The organism is uncultured Amaricoccus sp. (assembly GCF_937858865.1).
GTDB lineage: Bacteria > Pseudomonadota > Alphaproteobacteria > Rhodobacterales > Rhodobacteraceae > Amaricoccus.
The window spans coordinates 1-18,034 of the sequence record NZ_CALLYO010000271.1; the positions used below are offsets into that span (position 1 = coordinate 1).

Genomic DNA, 18,034 nt, shown 5'->3' on the forward strand with positions numbered 1-18,034 from the left:
GAGGGGTCAAAGTTCGACGCCGATCGGGGGGTAGGATTCCGTGCCGATTGACAGCGCGGATGCCGAGTTGCGCGAGAGCCGCGCGGGCGGGTGCGTCGCCGAAGCGGCCGAAGGCGGTGCGGTCGAGCGCGAGGTAGCCGCGGTGATATTCGAGGACGGCGCCCGGCTCTGCCTGCGCGATCCAGGCGCAGATCTCGATCTCGGTGACGCGGAGTCGGGGATTCGGGATGATCGATGGTTGCGCCATGCGACGTCGCTCCGGAGCTATGCTGCGACTGGGGCCGCTGACCCGCCTGATGCGACGACGCGCTCCGCAGGTGCTGGCGGGAGGGGGAGGAAGCGGAACAGGTCGAGCGGCGGGCGCGCGACGCCGGCCTCGTCGGCACGGAGGCACACGGCCACCTTCCGATAGCCGCCCAAGGGGTCGATGGGATCGCGTGTGCGCCGTTCCATGCACGCAACTTATACGGGAAATCCGAATCTGCAACATTCATTTTTCCCGCACTGGCGGAGTTCGGGATTCCGGATACTCTGAGGCCCATGGAACACGACGAGAAGCAGCGCCTGGCGCGCACCGGCGACGTCTCGAAGGAGGCAGTGTCGTATCGGCTCCGCGCCGCGCGGGAAGCGATCCGGCCCCGTCGCAGCCAGAAGGCAATGGCCGAGGAGTTCGGCGTCGCGATCTCGACCTACGCGAGCTGGGAGATCGGCGACGTCTTTCCCTCGGTGGAGGTCATCCGGCATTTCCGCCGCGAGTACGAGTACACCTTCGACTTCATCATCTACGGCGACTGGCTGCGGCTTCCGGGCGACGTCCAGGAGCGCGTCTTCGACGCCATGCGCGCACTAGAGGCCAAAGCGGATCGAGGATCAGCCAGCCAGACGGTGAGTCGAGGCTGACCCGCGCGATCCGGTGGATCGCCAGGGCGAGACGGATGCGAAGCGGCATGGGAACTCCTGCGCGACGAAGGTGAGCTGTCGTGTCTGCTGATGAACCGCCGATCGCGATCGGTGGCGGCGAGTGACAACCTAAAGCCGCATTCTATTGCTCCGCGCTCTCCTTATGGGCGAGATACAGGGGTCCGAGCGCAGCAGGACACAAGGGCCGGTATGGCGTTCAACGCCCTATGGCGGCGCGGTACGTCGTGAAGGCCTCGCACATCCGGGAAACCAGCCGGAGATCGGTGTCGAACATCGCATTGACCATCGCTCCGGTCGCCGCCGCCGGGTGGTAGAGCCCGTCCGGGTCCCGGATGATCAGTCCGGACTCCTCCAACCGCAGCAGGCCGTCCCGGACGGTGCGCCGCGGCGCCTCGAGGCTGTCGACGATGGACGACTGCCGGGTGCCGCCCTCGATGATCTCGAACGCCAGGATGTGCTGGTTGAGGATCAGGTCGAGCAAGGTCATCGCTCCGGCGCCACGCTTCCGGTAGGCGGCGACACGGCTCACGCGCCCGCCGACCAGAGCGAGGTAGGCCAGCAGGAATGACCGGATTTCCGGAGCGCGCAACTCCGGCCGGAGTTCGTTCAGGTTCAGGCGTTCCGTCATTTCCTCCTCCGCAGATTTTGCGAGATGCCCGATCCGCCGGACACTCGCCAGATGCCAGAGTTTCCGAATCATCATGGATTGACCTTCCAGATTTTCCGTATAACAACCAGAGGGCGAGTTAGGTCAGCCCGGCGGATCAGGCCGGCGGCCTCCCCGCCCGAGCCAATGAGCAGATGAGGCCCCATGAGCACGCCGTCCCCCTCCGTCACGCCCCAGCCCCCCACGGTCGCCTTCCCGCCGCAGGTGATGGAACCACTGCACGCCGAGCTCGCGATCACCTACCTCGGTGCGGTCGTGGGCATGGCCGGGTCGATGCTCGACCTCGCGGTCCAGCACGGGGCTCCGGCCGATGACGCCCAAGAGCAGGCGGCCGCGGCGGTCCGCCGCTCGCTGGTTGAGGCGCCGGAGCTGCTCGCGACGCTCACCGGCCGGCCCTTCGCGGTAATCGTCGAGGAGTTCGTGCGCGGCGCCCGGGTGCCCGCGGCCGACCGCAGCTGCCGCGCTGCCCGGCTTCTCGAGCGCATCATGCAGGCGGCACAGTGATGGCGGGGGACCTGGAGACGGCGGTGCGCCGGGCGGCCTGCTGGGCAACGCGGGGCATGCCGAACATCGGTGCCGGCCTGCTCGCCGGCACCGGGGGCCGGCTGCGCTTCCGCCACGCGGTCGGCGACCTCTGCGCGGACCTGCCCGGTGGCGAGGAAGTCCGCGTCGCCCTGTGCACCCGTAACGAGCGGGTCTTCATCACCCGCATAGACGGCGACTTCAGGGTCACCGCCTCGGCCGACCTGCCGTCGCACCTGGTGGAGCCCGCATCGTGAGCGCCGGCGCATCTCTCGCCGGCGCTCTGGCGTTGGCGTTCGCGCACGGGCCCCTGACCGGGGTCGCGCCGGCGGTGGCCGCCGAGCGCGCGGGACCGATGTTCACGCTGCGGCTCTGCTGGCCTTCCCTCGACGGCTCGGTCGCGCTCGAAGCCCGTGGCGCGACGCTCGACGCCTGCCACGAGAAGATCGCTCGGCAGGTCCTCAGGCTCTGGCCCGAGCTGGAGGAAGCCGCGGAGTGGCTATGATAGCGGCGGCCGGGGCGGCCTCAGCGCGATGAAGCCGCCGCGGGTCCGCTGGAACACCACCGAGGCGCGGGTCGAGCGCTTCGTGCGGCTGGCGCAGCGGCTGGAGCTGCCGGTCTACGGCTTCGAGGTCCACGGGCGCGACGTCACCGTCCTCACCCGCCCCCGCGAGGACGCGCCGGCGGCGCCCCAGCCGGAGGCCGACCCCGTCGCACGCTGGTTCCGCGACAACGCGGCGGGCGAACCGCAAGTGGCCAGAATGCGGAAACCCAAATGAATCCCGTCCCTTATTGCCTTGCTAGTTCGCGGGAACCGAGCGTCCGTGTCCGTTGGGGAACGGGGGAATAGCTCATGCCGGCACGCTACGACACCATCATCGTCGTCCGAAAGAAGAACGCCAAGGGCGACGAGGTCGAGTACCATACGGTCGGCCGAAGGGGCCCGAGAATCTGGCGCACGGGCGAGCCGAACCCGCCGGGAACGCCGGGCTATCAGGCCGCGTTCGATGCGGCGATCGGCCTGCGGGCGGTGACCGAGCCGCCCGCGACCGGCCACGGCTGGAGCACCCTGAACGACCTGCTCGACGCCTATGAGCGATCGCGCGAGTTCTGCCGCCTCGCCCCGCGCACGAGGGCCGACTACCTGAAGGGGCTGGTCGATGTGCGGGGGCGCTACGGCAGCGCGCCGCTCGGTGTCGTCAACAGCGTCGCGCTCAAGGGCAACGTGCTCGACTGGATCGAGATGCGCTGGGCGGGCAAGGCCGCCGACAAGCGCCTTGACCCGTTCAAGTTCGCGCTCAGTTGGGCCACGGGGCGCCATCCCGAGCGGGTGCCGGTCAACTACCTGCACGGCATCCCGCGCTTCTACGAGGGCGCCGACCGCGCCGAGATCATCTGGGAGGATGCCGAGGTCGACCTGTTCTGCCGCCGGGCCCCCGAGGCGCACGCCGACGCGGTGCGGCTCGCACGGGAGACGGGCCTGCGCATCGGCGACCTCGTCGAGCTCGAACGCAGCGAGATCAAGCGAGCGCCGGACGGTAGCCGCGCGATCATCCTGCGCCCGAACAAGCGGCGGCGGCGCATCGTCAACATGCCGCTCACCCCCGCCGCCGAGGCCATCATCGACAAGGCGCCGATCTCACGCCGCCTGATCCTGAAGCCGATGCGGGCGGACGCATGGGACCCAGCCCGGCTCTCGCGCGAGGTTCGCGAATACGCCACCGAGTACGAGATTCGCCGGGAACTCCGGTTCAACGACCTGCGCGGCACCAAGGTGACCGAGATGGTGTGGGCAGGCGTCAGCGTGCCCGACCTCGCCATCCGCATCGGCTGGAAGATCGAGACCGCCGCGAAGATGCTCGGTGTCTACGCCGCGCTGAATCCGGGCCGGGCAATGGTGGTGGCGCTCCCGGCGCCCGCCAGGCTGGACGGCGCCTCCAGCTGAGGCGCACCTGTACGGCCGTCACCGAGTTAAGGCAGCGAGGCGACGTCTTTGCGCTCGTTGCAAGTGGCGGAGAGCAGGCATTCGGATTGCGACGGCGGCAACTCATGACTTCCGCGGCATAGCAAAGCGGTTGCGCAGCCAGGAGGCGGGGGAAGCTGCTGGGCCGGACCGAGCTCTCGGTCTCGCTGATCTCCTTCCGGCTCGGTTACACGTCCCCGGCGAACTTCGCGCGCCTTCCGGTCGGTCACTGGGCTCAGTCCGCGCGAGTACCGACGCAACCACTCGTAGCATCGAGTTTTTTCGCGCGCTGGCGGAAAATGATTAGCGCGGGAAACTCCCTACTCCTAATCTGCGCCGGCGGTCCTTTCTGCGTCGGAACCGCAACCGCAAGCACGCGGGACCGCGCTGGCCGAGGGCCAGTGCGCCAGAACGACGGGGGATCATGATGCAGCACCTTTCGGCGCGGAGGCGTGCGGCGCTCTCGGTGAGCGCGCTCGCGCTGATGCTCGGCACGGCGGCGATGGCCCAGGACCGGCACGCCTTTTTCGGCGAGACGCACGTCCACACGAGTTGGTCGTTCGACGCCTACATCTTCGGCAACCACGTCACCGGCCCCGCCGAGGCCTACAAATACGCCAAGGGCGAGCCGATCCCGCATCCGCTCGGCTACGACGTGAAGATCACCACGCCGCTCGACTGGATGGGCGTGACCGACCACTCGGAATACGCGGGCGTGGTGCGGCTCTCCAACGACCCGAGCTCGCCGATCAGCAAGCTGCCGATCGCCTCGCAGCTGAAGGTGAAGGACGCCGCCGACATCCAGCGGATCTATCTCTGGCTCGGCACTAGCATGATCGAGATGAAGCCGGTCGAGGCGCTGGTGCAGCCGAGCATCTCGGACACCGTCTGGAAGGCGAACAACGACGCGGCGAACGCAGCGAACGAGCCGGGCAAGTTCACCGCCTTCTGCTCCTATGAATGGACGTCGAACCCCGACTTCCGCAACATGCACCGCAACGTCTTCTTCAAGGACTGCGCCAAGGTGCCGGACCGGCCGTTCAGCTCGCTGGAGAGCCAGGCGCCGGAGGATCTCTGGGACTGGATGGACAAGCAGCGCGAGGCCGGCAACGAGCTGCTGGCGATCTCGCACAACGCCAACCTGTCGGGCGGGCTGATGTTCCCGACCGAGGTCGACTTCAAGGGCCGGCCGATCGACCAGGCCTGGGCCGACTCGCGCGACCGCAACGAGCGGCTGACCGAGATGAAGCAGATCAAGGGCCAGTCCGAGACGCACCCGCTGCTCTCGCCCAACGACGAGTTCGCCAATTTCGAGGTCTTGAACTACCTGCTCGGCGACCCGCAGGGGCAGTTCGTCACCCTCGCCGGCAGCTACATCCGGCAGGCGCTGAAGGACGGCGTCGCGATGCAGGGGGCCGAAGGCTACAATCCCTTCAAGACCGGCGTCGTCGGCGGCTCGGACTCGCACAACACCGCCGTCCCCTACCGTCAGGAGAACTTCTTCGGCGGGCACGCCCGGCTCGACGGCACCGTCAAGGAACGGATGGGCGGGCACAACTTCGCCGGCATGGACGTGCGCTTCGAGAACCCGGCCGGCCTGACCGGCATCTGGGCCGAGGAGAACACCCGCGCCTCGCTCTTCGACGCGATGCAGCGCAAGGAGACCTTCGCCACCAGCGGGCCGCATATCCGCATCCGCATGTTCGGCGGCTGGGACTATGCGCCCGACATGACCGTCAATGCCGACTGGGTGCAGGCGGCCTACCAGGGCGGCGTGCCGATGGGCGGCGACCTGAAGCCGCGCGGCGGCGACAACGCGCCGACCTTCGTCGTCGAGGCGGTGAAGGATCCGACCTCCGGCAACCTCGACCGCATCCAAATCGTCAAGGGCTGGGCGAAGGACGGCCAGTCGTTCGAGAAGGTCTATGACGTGGTCTGGGCCGGCGAGCGCACGCCGAGCCCCGTCGACGGCAAGGTGCCGGCCATCGGTTCGACGGTCGATATCGCCAACGCGACCTATACCAACGACATCGGCTCGGTGCAGCTGACCGGGACCTGGACGGACCCGGATTTCGACCCCTCGCTCGACGCCTTCTACTACGCCCGCGCGCTGGAGATCCCGACGCCGCGCTGGACGACGATCCAGGCCAAGGAACTCGGCATCGCCCCTCCCGAGATGGTGGCGGCGACCGTGCAGGAGCGGGCCTGGTCCTCGCCGATCTGGTACACCCCCGCCGGCGACGCCCGCGGCGTCGCGACCGGGCGCACCGTCGCATCGCTGAAGGAAGGCGGCGCGACCCAGCTCACCACCGACGAGCTGAACCAGCTCATCGCCGGCCGCTTCACCTGGGTCAGGAACACCGTCACCGGCGGCGTCTACAAGATCCAGTGGTCGAAGGAAGGGCAGATGCTGATCATGAACGTCGATCCGCGCATCCCGCAGCCCTCGGAGGTCGGCGACATCGCCCAGGGCTCCTACCTCGGCCATTCGACCGCCTACCAGATCCGCGACGACAGGATCGTGACGAACTTCGGCAACCGCGAGTACGACATTGCGGTCTACAAGGTGGCAGGCGGCGCGGCCGGCGGGGCCGCGAAGGCCGAGGGCTACGTCGCGGCGCGCTCGAACGAGTTCGGCTTCGCCAACTACGAGCTGATCCCGGCGCCCGTCTTCCTCGGCACCGAGGTCAAGGACGCGGTGGTCCCGACCGGACCGGTCGCGCACCCGTGACCCGAACCCTTGCCGCAGCGGCGGCGCTGGCGATCCTCGCGGCCGCGGGCGCCGGGCCGGCGGCCGCCTGCGCGATCTGCCTCTCGGCGGTGTCGGTCAGCGCCGCCGACGAGCTCGACGCCGCCGACCGGGCCGTGCTCGCGGCGCCGGAGGGGGACGGGTTCAGCGTCGTCGCCGTGCTGAAGGGCGACGGCGCGGAAGGCGAGGCGATCCCGGCCTCGGCCCTCCTGCCGGCGCCCGCGCCAGGCCTCGCGCTCCTGCTTGTGCACAACGCCTTCACCGGCGGTTGGAAGAGCCTCGGCGCCGCCTTGCCTGAAAGCGCCGGCTGGCTGCGGCAGGTGGCGAACGCCCCGGCGCTCGCGCCCGACCCCGAGCATCCGCATCAGGCCGCAGCGGGGCCGGCCCTCGACGCGCGGCTCGCGCTGGCGCTTCCGCGGCTCGAGGACGCCGACCCGATGGTGGCGGAACTCGCCCACGACCAGGTCGCGCTCGCCCCCTACGCCGCGCTCCCGGCGCTCGCCGACGATCTCGACGCGGCGGAGATGCGCGGCTTCGTCGCCGCGCCGGGCGTCGGCTCGCGGCGCCCGGTCTACATCCTGCTGCTCGGCGCCGCCGGCGGCCCCGAGGACGCCGCGGCGATCGAGGCCCGGCTCGACGCCGGCCGGCGGGCGCATGACGCGACCGACCTGGCGGCGCTCATCGCCGCTGATCTCGAGCTGCGCGGACCGGAGCGCCTGCCCTGGGTCGAAGCGACCTATCTCGCCGACCGCGGGCGCGACCTCGCCGAGATCGAGGCGGCGCTGGCGGCGCTCGTGGTGCAGGGCGACGCCGACGCCACCGTGCCGCGGGCCGACATCGTCGCGGCGTTCCGCCGCTTCATCCGCGCCCGGCCGGGGATGGCGGGTTTCGTCGCGCCCGAGCTTGCGCACTGGCAAGCCTGGGAGGCGAGCGGCGACTATGCGGCGCTGATCGAAGCCGGCGCGGTGCGGGATCCGGCCGAGGAATTCGCGATCCGCAGCTACCTCGCACAAAGCCCCGACCCGGCGGCGAAGGCGGCGCGGTCGCAATGCCCCCGCCCGAGACCCCGCCCCCGCCGCGCCGGCTCGCGGCGCGCCTCCTGCGCGACCCGCTGCTGCACTTCCTAGTCGCCGGCCTCGCGCTCTTCGTCGCCTACGACGCCTTCGCGCCCGAGGCGCAGCCTGCGGCCGATCCGATGCGGATCGAGCTGACCGCGGACGACATGAAGCAGCTGGCGCTGGCGCAGGTCGCCCAGGGCTTGCCCCTGCCCGACGGGCGGCAGCTCCAGGCCCTCGCCGAGCAGCGGGTGATGCAGCGCATCCTCGCGCGCGAGGCGGCGGCCTTCGGTCTCGACCGCGACGACGACGTTATCGAGCGGCGGCTGGCGCAGAAGATGGACTTCCTGCTCGCCGACCTGTCGCAGCTGAACCCGCCGACCCGCGACGAGCTCGCCGCCTGGTACGCCGACCATGCCGCCGAGTTCACCCAGCCGGCGCGGGCGAGCTTCCGCCATGTCTACTTTTCGCCCGACGGCCTGGGCGGCGCCGCAGCCGAGGCCGCCGCCGCCGCGGCGCTCCCGGCCATCGCCGGCCTGCCGGCTTCCTCGCCCGCCCTCGCCGGCGTCGGCGACCGCTTCATGTTCCAGGACTACTACGGCGGCCGCACCGCCGAGGCGGTCGGCAAGGAGTTCGGCCCGGAGTTCGCCGCGGCGGTCTTCGCCGAGATGCCGGGCACCTGGGCGGGGCCGATCCGCTCCGGCTACGGCTGGCACCTCGTCCACCTCGACAGCCTCGAGCCGGCGCGCGTGCCGGCGCTCGACGAGATCGAGGCCGACGTCCGCGCCGCCTGGACCAACGCGCGCTACAAGGAGATCCGCGAGCGCGCCGAGGACGACATGCGCGCCCGCTATACCGTGGTGATCCCCGACCTCGACCCCGCCGACCTCGGCCTCGCCGCGCCGCGCGGGGCCAGCGCACCGGGCGCGGGGCTCGGCCAGTGATGCTCCGCGCGATCCTCGCCCTTCTCGCCGCCCTGCTCCTGGCGACCGGAGCGCGGGCGCACGAGGTAAGGCCCGCCTATCTCCAGATCGACCAGACCGGCCCCGACCGCTACGCGGTGATCTGGCGGACGCCGCAGCTCTCGGGGATGCCGCTGCCGGTCGTGCTCGCCCTGCCGGACGACGTGCGCACGATCAGCGGGCCGGGGACGCAGGAGATGCCGGGCTCGACGATCGAGCGGCGGATCGTCGAGGCGCCGGGCGGGCTCGCGGGCAAGCGCATCGACTTCGTCGGGTTGCAGGCGACGATCACCGACGTGCTGGCGCGCGTTACCCTCGACGGACGGACGACGACGACGATGGTGCGGCCGTCGCAACCCTGGCTGAAGATCGCGGGCGAGCAATCGACGCTCGAACTTGCCGCGACCTATGTGCGCAACGGCATTGAGCACATCCTCTTCGGCTTCGACCACCTGCTCTTCGTCGCCTCGCTGATGCTGATCGTCCGCGACTGGCGGGTGATGGTGAAGACCATCACCGCCTTCACGGTGGCGCATTCGATCACGCTGGCGCTCGCGACCTTCGGCCTCGTCACTCTGCCCGCGAAGCCGGTCGAGGCGATGATCGCGCTGTCGATTATGCTCGTCTGCGTCGAGGCGGTGCGGCTGCGGCGCGGCGAGACCAGCCTCGCCACCGACTGGCCCTGGCTCGTCGCCTTCGCCTTCGGGCTGCTGCACGGCTTCGGCTTCGCCGGCGCCCTCGTCGATCTCGGCCTGCCGAGCGCCGACATTCCGCTGGCGCTCCTCTTCTTCAACATCGGCGTCGAGATCGGCCAGCTCCTGTTCATCGCGGCGATCCTGGCGGTGGCGACCTCGATTCGCCGCATCTTCGCCGTCCCGCGCCACGCCCCGGTCGCCGCCGCCTACGCCATCGGCATTGTCGCCTCGTTCTGGTGCTTCGGCCGGCTCGACGCGATGTTCTTCTGAAGGAGACCTCCACGGATGACGAGAACGCTTCGCCACGCGATCCTGTCCGTCGCCCTTCTTGCTGCGGGGCCGGCGCTCGCCCACACCGGCGCCGGGGGCGACATCGGCGGCTTCGGCAGCGGCTTCCTGCACCCGATGCTCGGGCCCGACCATGTCATCGCCATGGTGGCGGTCGGCCTCTGGGGCGTCTTCCTCGGGGCACCGGCGATCTGGGTGCTGCCGATCGTATTTCCCCTCGTCATGGCGCTCGGCGGCGCCTTCGGGATGATCGGCGTGCCGCTGCCGGCGGTCGAGACCGGGATCGCCCTCTCCGCCGTGGTTCTCGGCCTCTGCGTGCTCCTCGCGCTGAAGCCGCCGCTGCCCGTCGCCGCGGTGATCGTCGGCGCCTTCGCGATCTTCCACGGCTACGCCCACGGCACCGAGATGCCCGAGGCCGCGTCCGCGGTCTCCTACGCCCTCGGCTTCGTCATCGCCACCGGCCTCCTCCATCTCGCCGGCATCCTTTTCGGCGGCCTCGCCCGCTGGGATGCCGGCCGCATCGCGGTCCGCACCGCCGGCGGGCTGATCGCACTCGCCGGCGGGGCATTTCTGACCGGCCTCGCTTGAGGCGCGCCGCCACCGCGGGCCTCGTCCTCCTCCCGGCCCCCGCCGCCGCCCACGGGATGCTGCAGGGCGTCGGCGACGTCTACGCCGGGCTGCTGCACCCGCTGGTCGTCCCGGCCGAGGCGCTCGCCCTCGTGGCCGCCGCCCTGCTGCTCGGCGCCTCCGGCCGCGCGGCCTGCCGCGCCGGCCTGCCCGTCCTCGCGGCGGGGCTTGCCCTGGGCCTCGCCCTCGGCCGGTTCGCGCCTCCGTCCCTCGCAACCCCGGCGCTCCTCGCGACCGCCTTTCTCGCCGCCGCCCCCGTCACCGCCGGCCTCCGCCTTTCGCCGCCGCTGGCCGCCCTCATCGCCGCGCTCGCCGGCCTCGCCGTCGGGATAGACGCCCAACCCGACCCCGGAACCCTTCGCCAGACCCTCACCGCCGCCGCTGCGACGCTCTTCGGCGCCACCGCCATCGCCGTCATCGTCGCCGCGCTCGTCCTCGGGCGCGAGCAAAGCTGGCAGCGGATCGCCGTGCGCGTGGCGGCCTCATGGATCACCGCCAGCGCGATCCTTTATTTCGCGTGGCTCGCCACTTCCGCGCCGACCTGAACCTGAACCGCGCGAGGCTTGGAGGCCTTGCAGGAACACTGACGGCACATCCACGCTGTGCGTGAAGTGGCTTTCGGAAGCGGCAGTGAAAGGAGACCGTCTCGCACCGGCTGGTCCGGTCGGGATTGGTGGGCGGAGTGGGGCACCTCGAAGCACCGGTAGGTGGCTGCTCGCACGCTGCTCCCGCTGTGCGCGGGCAAAGCCGCAGTTCTTCAGAGCGGGAGTCCGTTGGTGCTCCGGGCGGCAGGCGTTCACCACCGGAAGGACCGCCGATCCGACAAGGAAATCAAGCACCCTCGCCCGGACGACCGGAACTCAACCAGAACGGGACGTGAACTGCGAGGGCAGAAAAAGGGCAGAAAATGGCGGAGCGAACGAAACGTGCCCGCAACTTCTCTTGTGATTTCAGGATGTTAGGCTGGCTGGGGAACCTGGATTCGAACCAGGACTAACGGAGTCAGAGCCCAACACTAGCCTTTGAATTCTTTTGACTATTTCAGCAAACGTTTGCAAACGGCACTACCGAGCGTACCCCAAGCGGACACTCCGGCTGACACTTGCGCTTGCGCGTTTCGACGATGAGAACAACGGTCTCGTGATCCTGCGTTGAGGTTGTCCTGAAGGTGAAGCGGTCCTCTACCCATTTTCCATCTGTCGCGAGAAAGCTCCCGTTGGCCGTCCTGAGCGAAGGCCCCCCGGTCATCTCGGTGACTGCGCTGGCCGGCCTGTCCGGAGCGGTGCGAGAGCTGTTCGGCGACAAGGTGCTCCGGCAGGCGAAACATGCGGCGATGCTCGACATCGAGATGATCGAGGATCAGGAATGCTTCATCCCGCAGCTGAGCATGACGGCCTTTCTTGAGACCATCGAGCGGCGCTCGGGCGAGGAGCACTTCGGATTGCTCGTCGCGCCTCACGTCACCCTGGCCAACTACGGCTGGTGGGGTCGCTATGTCCTCGCGGCCGAGGATCTCGGCGCGGCCATCGCACGCGCGGTTTCCACGCTCCGCTACCACAGCACCGGCGACCGGATGGAGATCGCACGCGAGGGCGAAGTGGCGCGTCTCAGCTACTTCAACGCCGAGCGCGGACAGCCCGGTTACCTCTCCATCGCCTGCGGCACCGCGGCTGCGATGATCAGCCTCTTCCGCGCGTTCCTTCCCCCCGACTGGCGCCCGCGACGGATCGAGCTGGACGTTCCCAGATCATGGGCGGCCTCCCGATTCGAGGAGACCTTCTCCTGCCCGGTCGAGTTCGACGCCGGCGCCGTGTCCGTCTGCTTCGATGGAGATCTGCTCGACCGTCCGGCGACGAGGCGGACGGAGCTCGACGTCATCACCATCGAGGATGTGGCGCGCGCCCGCCTGGGACCCGAGAGGATCGACAGTTTCAATGGGGTCGTCCTCGGGCACATCTGGGCACAGGTTCTGGCGGGAGAGGTGTCGGCCGACAGCACCGCCCAGGCGCTCGGGACGAGCGTGCGCTCGCTCCAGCGCGCGCTTCACCGCGATGGCGCCGAGTTCCGCGATCTGGTGAGCATGGTCCGGGCAACGCGCGCCAAGGAGCTGCTGAAAGGAACCAGGTCCTCCATCACCGATATCTCGATACAGCTCGGTTACTCGGCGCCTGCGAACTTCGCGCGCGCGTTTCGCAAGGCGACCGGACTGGCGCCGCAGGATTTCCGGAGGCGGGTCGCGCCGAGCGGGTAGCGCGTCAGCGCATCGAGACATCAAACGCCGTCAAACGATCGCCGCGCCTACATCTTGCGGTGCGCGAGGGCGGACAGCGGGAGATCGACGGTCAGGAAAACGCTGCCGCCCTCGGTCCGGTTCTGCACGCCGAACTCGTAGTAGCCGCGGAGGTTGGCGTAGATCGTCGTCCCGCCGGCGTCGAAGTTGTAGCCGACCTGTGGTCCGACGGCGAAGGTCCGGCTCTCGACATTGCCGAACGCCTCCGGCTGGCCCTCGTCCGGCGTGAGTTGCAGGTAGGCGTAGCCGACTGCGCCGACGAAGAGCTGCTGGTTCAGGAAGCGCGAGACGCCGATGTCGAGGTGCGAATCGATGCCGCTCGTGTAGTCCGTGTCGGGGTTCTCGAAGTTGTAGGTCAGCCCGGCGGTGGCCGAGAATTCCCAGCCCGTCTTGGTGTTCAGGTAGGTATACGACCCGCCGGCATCGACGGCGGCATGGCCGAGCCCGAGGTTCGACAGCCGGTCGGGATCGTAGGCGCCGACCGGAATGTTGCCGGTCAGGTAGGTCATCCAGTTGTGCACGCCCTTGCTCCAGAAGAGCTGCGCCATCGGATAGAGGTCGCCGAAGCCGCTCGCCTCGTCGGCGCGGCTCGCGGCGTGCGCGCCGAGCCCGACGTCGGCGGAGGTCCGGCTCCATCCGGGGAAGAAGGTCAGCGAGAAGCTCGGACGTGCCCCGAGGAAGGTGGAGTGCGGCGTCCATGTCGGGGTGAGGAACTGCGCGGCGAAGTCGCTGTCGAGACCGAAGCTCGCCTGGCCGCCGCGGTTCAGCGCCTTGGACGCCCCGGCGCTCCCGGAATAGTAATAGGTCTGCATCGGCAGCGAGAACCCGGGGTCCGGCGCGATGGCGGCGAAGCTCGCATACTGCCCGGGTAGCCAGAAGCTCACGCCGCCCTCGTCGGCCAGGGCCACGGTCGCCGCGAAGGGCAGGGCGACAAGGCCGGCAAGCACCGTGTCCCGCGAGCCCTTCCCGAGGTTCATGTCGCGGGCAGGGCGTTCTCGGGTGGCTCGCCGAACGTCATGTAGTGACACCTTCTTCACGGCTCTGCGCGAGGGAAGAAAGTCCGACGAGGCCGATCGTTCGCAAGCGGCGGCCGGGCCGTCCGAGCGGCTTGCGCACCTTCTACGGTCTCTCTTGCCGATAACCCGTATCCGGCCTCCGACGGCCGCGGCGCCGCGCATCCCCCGCTATTTCACCAGCTCGATCTCGCTCGGCCGCCAGGACTTGTCGAAGAACGACGGGAGCGGGCTGTAGAGCCGCAGGATGGTGAACCAGCCCTTCTCGGGATCGGTCTGGATCCAGTTGCCGCGCGCGACTCCTTCCGGCTGGGTGGGGCCGAAGTAGACCGTCGTGGCGCCGTCGCCGTCCGCCTCTGCCGCGGGCGAAGGGTAGCTCTGGCTGCCGGCACGCGGGTACTTCTGCGGCGTTTGCAGCATCGAGCGCGTCTGGTTGTCGTAGAGGGTGAAGGACCAGAAGGCGGCCGCCGGGACGTCCCTCGGCAGGGTCACCTTGTAGGTTTTCGCGCCGTCGAAGGGCTCGCCCTTGGAATCGAGGAAGCCCATCAGATACTGCGAGCCGACGCCGGGAATCCGCATGATCATGCCCGGCGAGTCGAGCGTGTAGGCGTAGTAGAAGGCCGTCCGCGAATCGAGGGTGCGCGCCCCGGTCGGCGGCAGCGGCTTGAACACGCCGTCCTCGAAGAGCGGCGGTGGCGTCTCGAAGAAGGCGCCGCCTTCCCACAGCATGCTGCCCCAGTGCGAGCCCTCGTAGTAGGCCCAGTCCGGGTGCTTCATGGCATAGCGCCAGTTGAGCGCCCGGCCCGTCGCCTGCCCGACCGCCGCCGCATCGGACAGGATCTTCTTCATCCGCTCGTCGGGTTCGAACTTCTTGCCATGCACGATGCCGATCGCCGCGAGCTGGCCGGCCAGCTCCACGTCGTAGCTGGTGGCGGGCTCGTTCTGGACGTTCTCGTCGATGAGCTCGAAGAAGCCGATGTCGCTCGGCGGGATCGTGTTGAACGAGCGCCCCGAAGCCTCGATGAACGTCGTTTCGGGGATCTCCGGCTCGCCGGCGATCCGCACCGTCCCGTCGAGCGCCTGGGCGATGCTGGAGCCGTAGGCGCCCGGCCGGTAGGGGTAGATCTTCATCGTGCGCTTGATGTTCTCGACGGCCGGTGCCGGGTCGTTGTCGACCAGGTTGGCGCGGGCGGCATAGAGCGCGAAGTTGGTCTTGGAATGGGCGATGAAATAGCCGCCCTCGGGCAGCGGGCCGTCATAGTCCGGGCCAACGATCAGATACTTTCCGCCGAGCCCTCGGTCCGGCCCGGGCGCGCCGATGTCGACGATCCAGGAGAACCACATGTCATTGATGGTGCCGATGCCGCCCGATGGCTGCTCGACCACCACCGGGCCTTTGCTCAGGTCGAGCCCGGACATGTAGTAGACGGTGTCGGCGTTAGCCGTCAGGAACAGCGACTCCGAGTCCATCAGCTCGGAGAAGATGACGACGTCGCCGGGCTTCGCGCCGATCTCCTCGAAGCCCTTGACGAGGGCGAGCGCGGAGGCGCCGCGGAAGCTGTTGTTGTAGACGTTGAGCGCATTGGTGAAGTCGAGGGTGTCGTAGACGTTCGCCGCGGTTTCCGCGGTCGGCGCGCCATCGTGGAAGTCGAGCGTGCCGGCCCGTGTCGCGATCGAGTCGGGCGCCGAAAGCGTTTTGATCGTCTCGGCGGACACGTCGGCGTAGGCGGGGCCGAGGCCTATGGCCAAGGCGACGCCGCTGATGAATGTCAGGCGAATCACAGTTTCGAGTCCTTTCGTGGTTGGTTCCGGTGTGGTGCGGGCCAGCGGCTTCGTCGCGCGCGGCCAGCTCTCCTCGAGTCACTTCGGGAAGAGCAGCGTCATCTGGAAGCGCGCGCCCCAGTCGTCCGCCCCACCTTCGGGCGACTCCGCCCAGTAGCGGGCGCCGAGGGTGAACTGCACCGGCAGCCGGTGGATCTTCACGATCTGGCCGACCGTCGCGTTGATCGGCACCGACCATTCCGCGTTCTCCCAGTCGTAGGTCGACTCGGTGTTGAGCGTGAACGAGGTCGCCTTGTGAGTGGTGAAACTCACGAAGGGCTGGAGGAAGGTCGCCGAGATGTCGCCGTCCTCGCTGTCACCGGTCAACGACCAGATGTGATTGGCGAGCCCGCCGACCGTCCAGCCGTCGCGCTGCACCAGAGCCACGCCGGTGACGCCGGCGCCCCACTGGTTTGTGGCGATATGGTCGGTGGCGGTTGGCAGCAGGAAGACCGGGCCGACGCCCCAGATCAGACCGTCCCGGGTCGGCTGCTTCGGCGAGAAGAAGAAACTCTGGGTGGTGGCGCCGAACCCGAACTGCGAGCCCTCGCCGGGGATCACCCCGTCCTGGCTGTAGATCGGCACGATTGTGCGCGAGATGAGGTTCCAGTTCTGGCCGATCGAGATCGGGATCACCGGCTGAAAGTTGAGATAGTACTGATCCCCGTCGCCGTCGTAGAAGCCGCCATTATAGTTGAACTGGAACGGCACGCTGATCAAATCCGCCACCGGATTCGAGAGCTTCTTCGCCAGCTCGACGCTTCCGCCGGAATTCGCCGCGTGCTCGGCGGCTGTCTGAGCCGATGCCACGGTAGCGACCGCCAGCAGGGCGCCGGTCGTCGCTGCGAAAAGTCTGAGGTTCTGCATTGCTGGTTCGGTCTCCTACGTCGTGCGGGGACGCGGGACCGCCTCGGACCCGCTCCACGAAGTATGATTGCGGCTTTCGGGGCGCACCCTATTCGACCCGCTCGACATCCGGCATGGTGAAAGCCTTGCTCCAGAAGCGGTCGTCGCCGCTGTAGATGCGCATAACCGCGGCCGGCTTCTTGCCTTCGGTGGGGATCCAATTCGCCTCCATCCTCGGCGGACTCGCCTCGTCGGGTGTCAGATCTTGCGCGCTGGCGGGGCACACCGACGGCGAGGCCGAGGGGTGCGAGGGCGGGCCAGTCGCATGGTGACTTCCATGGGTGGCAGGCTCAATGGCATGGCGGGTACGGCGGATACCCGCAGAGCGGACGCGCATAGGCGTCGGCCGCCGCCGCGGCGCCGGCATACCAGGCGCTGCGATAGGCAGTGCGCCGGGCGACGCCGGCATAGGACAGCGGCGTCAACGGCCGGCCGATGATGTCGATGAAGACCGCCGCCGGCCCCGCCGCGCCGGTCAGGTCGCCCTCGAGAACCTCGACGGCGAAGGTCAGGTCGCTGGCCTGCATCTGCGGCGCGCTCAGCACCACCACTGCGTCGCGGACGTTGTCGTCGGTCTCGCCGAAGACCGAGACCGTGGCGTTGGGCGGGTCGGCGGCGAAGCTGTCGGGATAACTCGGGTTCCACTCGTCGAGCAGTGTGCTCGTCAGCGCGTGCCCCGCGGCGCGCACCGGCCGGTCGGCGAAGACGATGGCGTTGGCGGCGACATCCTTCAGTGTCAGCGTCCCGCCCTCGAGGATCGCGCCGCCCGCGTTCATCACGATCAGCGAGGGCACCACCTCCGGCCGTGCCTGGCCGATGGTCTTCTGCAACGGCACGTGCGGCGGCGCGGCCTGCGCAGACGCAAGGCTCGGCGGTCCGACCAGCGCGAGAGCCAACAAGAGCCGTACCGCAGTTGCTTTGACGATTGCCGTCATGACCTGTCTCCACAGGATTCTGCCGCCCGAGGTGAGGCCGCTTTCGCCCGGACCGGACCATGAGACGACGATCGGACCATTCGGATGCCCGATCTGAATGGCTGCCTTGGCCAAGCCGCTTACGCGTGATTTGGTCGGCTGGCTAATCATTTTCCGCCAATCTGCGGAATTCCTGTTCCGCTGTCGTCAAGACTTCGCTGAAGGAGGAGGCGGGCCGACGGACCGGCAGAACAACGGGCGCGCCTGCCGTTTCGGATCTGCATCGCCGCCGGAGCACGACCGAGGTCGTCCCGTCAGGTTGAAGAGCGTGTCCGCGGCCCCACCCGTGGAGCCGGCCGACAATCGACGGTCATTGCGCAGTGCAGGAGTCCGTTGGTGGTCCAAGCCCCAGGTGCTCACCACCGGAAGGACCGCAGATCCGACAAGGAAATCAAGCATCCTCGACCGGGCGCCGGGAACTCAACCAGAACGGGACGAGAACGGCGAGGGCAGAAAAAGGGCAGAAAAAGGGCAGAAAATGCCGGAGGGAACGAAATGCGTCCGCAACTTCTCTTGTGATATCAGGATGTTATGCTGGCTGGGGAACCTGGATTCGAACCAGGACTAACGGAGTCAGAGTC

19 protein-coding genes and 1 pseudogene are annotated in these 18,034 nt (G+C 68.9%); 13 read left to right on the forward strand and 7 right to left on the reverse strand.

Annotated elements, in window-relative coordinates:
• A pseudogene (locus Q0112_RS07565) lies at positions 1 to 247 on the reverse strand (hypothetical protein); the annotation flags it as partial.
• A 293-nt stretch (positions 248 to 540) separates the two neighbouring features.
• Here Q0112_RS07565 and Q0112_RS07570 point away from each other — a divergent pair.
• On the forward strand, positions 541 to 900 hold the full coding sequence (locus tag Q0112_RS07570) for a helix-turn-helix transcriptional regulator (protein WP_297973476.1): 360 nt from the start codon (positions 541 to 543) through the stop codon (positions 898 to 900).
• A 217-nt stretch (positions 901 to 1,117) separates the two neighbouring features.
• Here Q0112_RS07570 and Q0112_RS07575 read toward each other — a convergent pair whose 3' ends face one another.
• A complete protein-coding gene (locus Q0112_RS07575; protein WP_297973479.1) occupies positions 1,118 to 1,549 on the reverse strand; it encodes a hypothetical protein in 432 nt (143 codons plus the stop codon).
• Between the two features lie 183 nt (positions 1,550 to 1,732).
• Here Q0112_RS07575 and Q0112_RS07580 point away from each other — a divergent pair, with 183 nt between their 5' ends.
• From Q0112_RS07580 to Q0112_RS07635, 12 genes are all read left to right on the forward strand, one after another.
• Entirely contained in the window at positions 1,733 to 2,092 is a 360-nt protein-coding gene (locus Q0112_RS07580; RefSeq protein ID WP_297973481.1) for a hypothetical protein, read from the forward strand.
• A complete protein-coding gene (locus tag Q0112_RS07585; RefSeq protein ID WP_297973483.1) occupies positions 2,092 to 2,367 on the forward strand; it encodes a hypothetical protein in 276 nt (91 codons plus the stop codon). The genes Q0112_RS07580 and Q0112_RS07585 overlap by 1 nt, the downstream gene beginning before the upstream one ends.
• The gene (locus Q0112_RS07590; protein ID WP_297973485.1) at positions 2,364 to 2,615 is read left to right on the forward strand and encodes a hypothetical protein; all 252 of its coding nucleotides are present in this window, start codon (positions 2,364 to 2,366) and stop codon (positions 2,613 to 2,615) included. The genes Q0112_RS07585 and Q0112_RS07590 overlap by 4 nt, the downstream gene beginning before the upstream one ends.
• 28 nt (positions 2,616 to 2,643) lie before the next feature.
• Entirely contained in the window at positions 2,644 to 2,889 is a 246-nt protein-coding gene (locus tag Q0112_RS07595; protein ID WP_297973487.1) for a hypothetical protein, read from the forward strand.
• Between the two features lie 74 nt (positions 2,890 to 2,963).
• Positions 2,964 to 4,055 (forward strand): tyrosine-type recombinase/integrase, encoded by a 1,092-nt coding sequence (locus tag Q0112_RS07600; RefSeq protein ID WP_297973489.1) that lies wholly within the window; start codon positions 2,964 to 2,966, stop codon positions 4,053 to 4,055.
• Positions 4,056 to 4,497: 442 nt separating this feature from the next.
• Positions 4,498 to 6,804, forward strand: coding sequence for a DUF3604 domain-containing protein (locus Q0112_RS07605; RefSeq protein WP_297973492.1), 2,307 nt, complete (start codon positions 4,498 to 4,500; stop codon positions 6,802 to 6,804).
• On the forward strand, positions 6,801 to 7,949 hold the full coding sequence (locus tag Q0112_RS07610; RefSeq protein ID WP_297973496.1) for a hypothetical protein: 1,149 nt from the start codon (positions 6,801 to 6,803) through the stop codon (positions 7,947 to 7,949). Before Q0112_RS07605 ends, Q0112_RS07610 begins: the two co-directional genes overlap by 4 nt.
• Positions 7,871 to 8,821 carry a peptidylprolyl isomerase gene (locus tag Q0112_RS07615; protein ID WP_297973498.1) on the forward strand — a complete coding sequence of 317 codons (951 nt, stop codon included), beginning with the start codon at positions 7,871 to 7,873 and terminating at the stop codon, positions 8,819 to 8,821. Before Q0112_RS07610 ends, Q0112_RS07615 begins: the two co-directional genes overlap by 79 nt.
• Complete coding sequence (locus Q0112_RS07620) at positions 8,821 to 9,804, forward strand: HupE/UreJ family protein (RefSeq protein ID WP_297973501.1); 984 nt, start codon at positions 8,821 to 8,823, stop codon at positions 9,802 to 9,804. The genes Q0112_RS07615 and Q0112_RS07620 overlap by 1 nt, the downstream gene beginning before the upstream one ends.
• Positions 9,805 to 9,819: 15 nt before the next feature.
• Positions 9,820 to 10,410 carry a HupE/UreJ family protein gene (locus Q0112_RS07625; protein WP_297973504.1) on the forward strand — a complete coding sequence of 197 codons (591 nt, stop codon included), beginning with the start codon at positions 9,820 to 9,822 and terminating at the stop codon, positions 10,408 to 10,410.
• Positions 10,407 to 10,994 carry a hypothetical protein gene (locus Q0112_RS07630; protein WP_297973506.1) on the forward strand — a complete coding sequence of 196 codons (588 nt, stop codon included), beginning with the start codon at positions 10,407 to 10,409 and terminating at the stop codon, positions 10,992 to 10,994. The genes Q0112_RS07625 and Q0112_RS07630 overlap by 4 nt, the downstream gene beginning before the upstream one ends.
• Before the next feature lie 671 nt (positions 10,995 to 11,665).
• Entirely contained in the window at positions 11,666 to 12,700 is a 1,035-nt protein-coding gene (locus Q0112_RS07635) for an AraC family transcriptional regulator (RefSeq protein ID WP_297973508.1), read from the forward strand.
• A gap of 47 nt (positions 12,701 to 12,747) precedes the next feature.
• Here Q0112_RS07635 and Q0112_RS07640 read toward each other — a convergent pair whose 3' ends face one another.
• From Q0112_RS07640 to Q0112_RS07660, 5 genes are all read right to left on the reverse strand, one after another.
• On the reverse strand, positions 12,748 to 13,716 hold the full coding sequence (locus Q0112_RS07640; protein ID WP_297973511.1) for a transporter: 969 nt from the start codon (positions 13,714 to 13,716) through the stop codon (positions 12,748 to 12,750).
• Between the two features lie 207 nt (positions 13,717 to 13,923).
• Positions 13,924 to 15,501 (reverse strand): DUF1254 domain-containing protein, encoded by a 1,578-nt coding sequence (locus tag Q0112_RS07645; RefSeq protein WP_297973514.1) that lies wholly within the window; start codon positions 15,499 to 15,501, stop codon positions 13,924 to 13,926.
• Between the two features lie 111 nt (positions 15,502 to 15,612).
• Entirely contained in the window at positions 15,613 to 16,440 is an 828-nt protein-coding gene (locus Q0112_RS07650) for a transporter (RefSeq protein WP_297973516.1), read from the reverse strand.
• Between the two features lie 88 nt (positions 16,441 to 16,528).
• Complete coding sequence (locus tag Q0112_RS07655; protein WP_297973517.1) at positions 16,529 to 16,651, reverse strand: hypothetical protein; 123 nt, start codon at positions 16,649 to 16,651, stop codon at positions 16,529 to 16,531.
• 118 nt (positions 16,652 to 16,769) lie between these two features.
• Entirely contained in the window at positions 16,770 to 17,414 is a 645-nt protein-coding gene (locus tag Q0112_RS07660) for a hypothetical protein (protein WP_297973518.1), read from the reverse strand.
• Between the last annotated feature and the right edge of the window lie 620 nt (positions 17,415 to 18,034).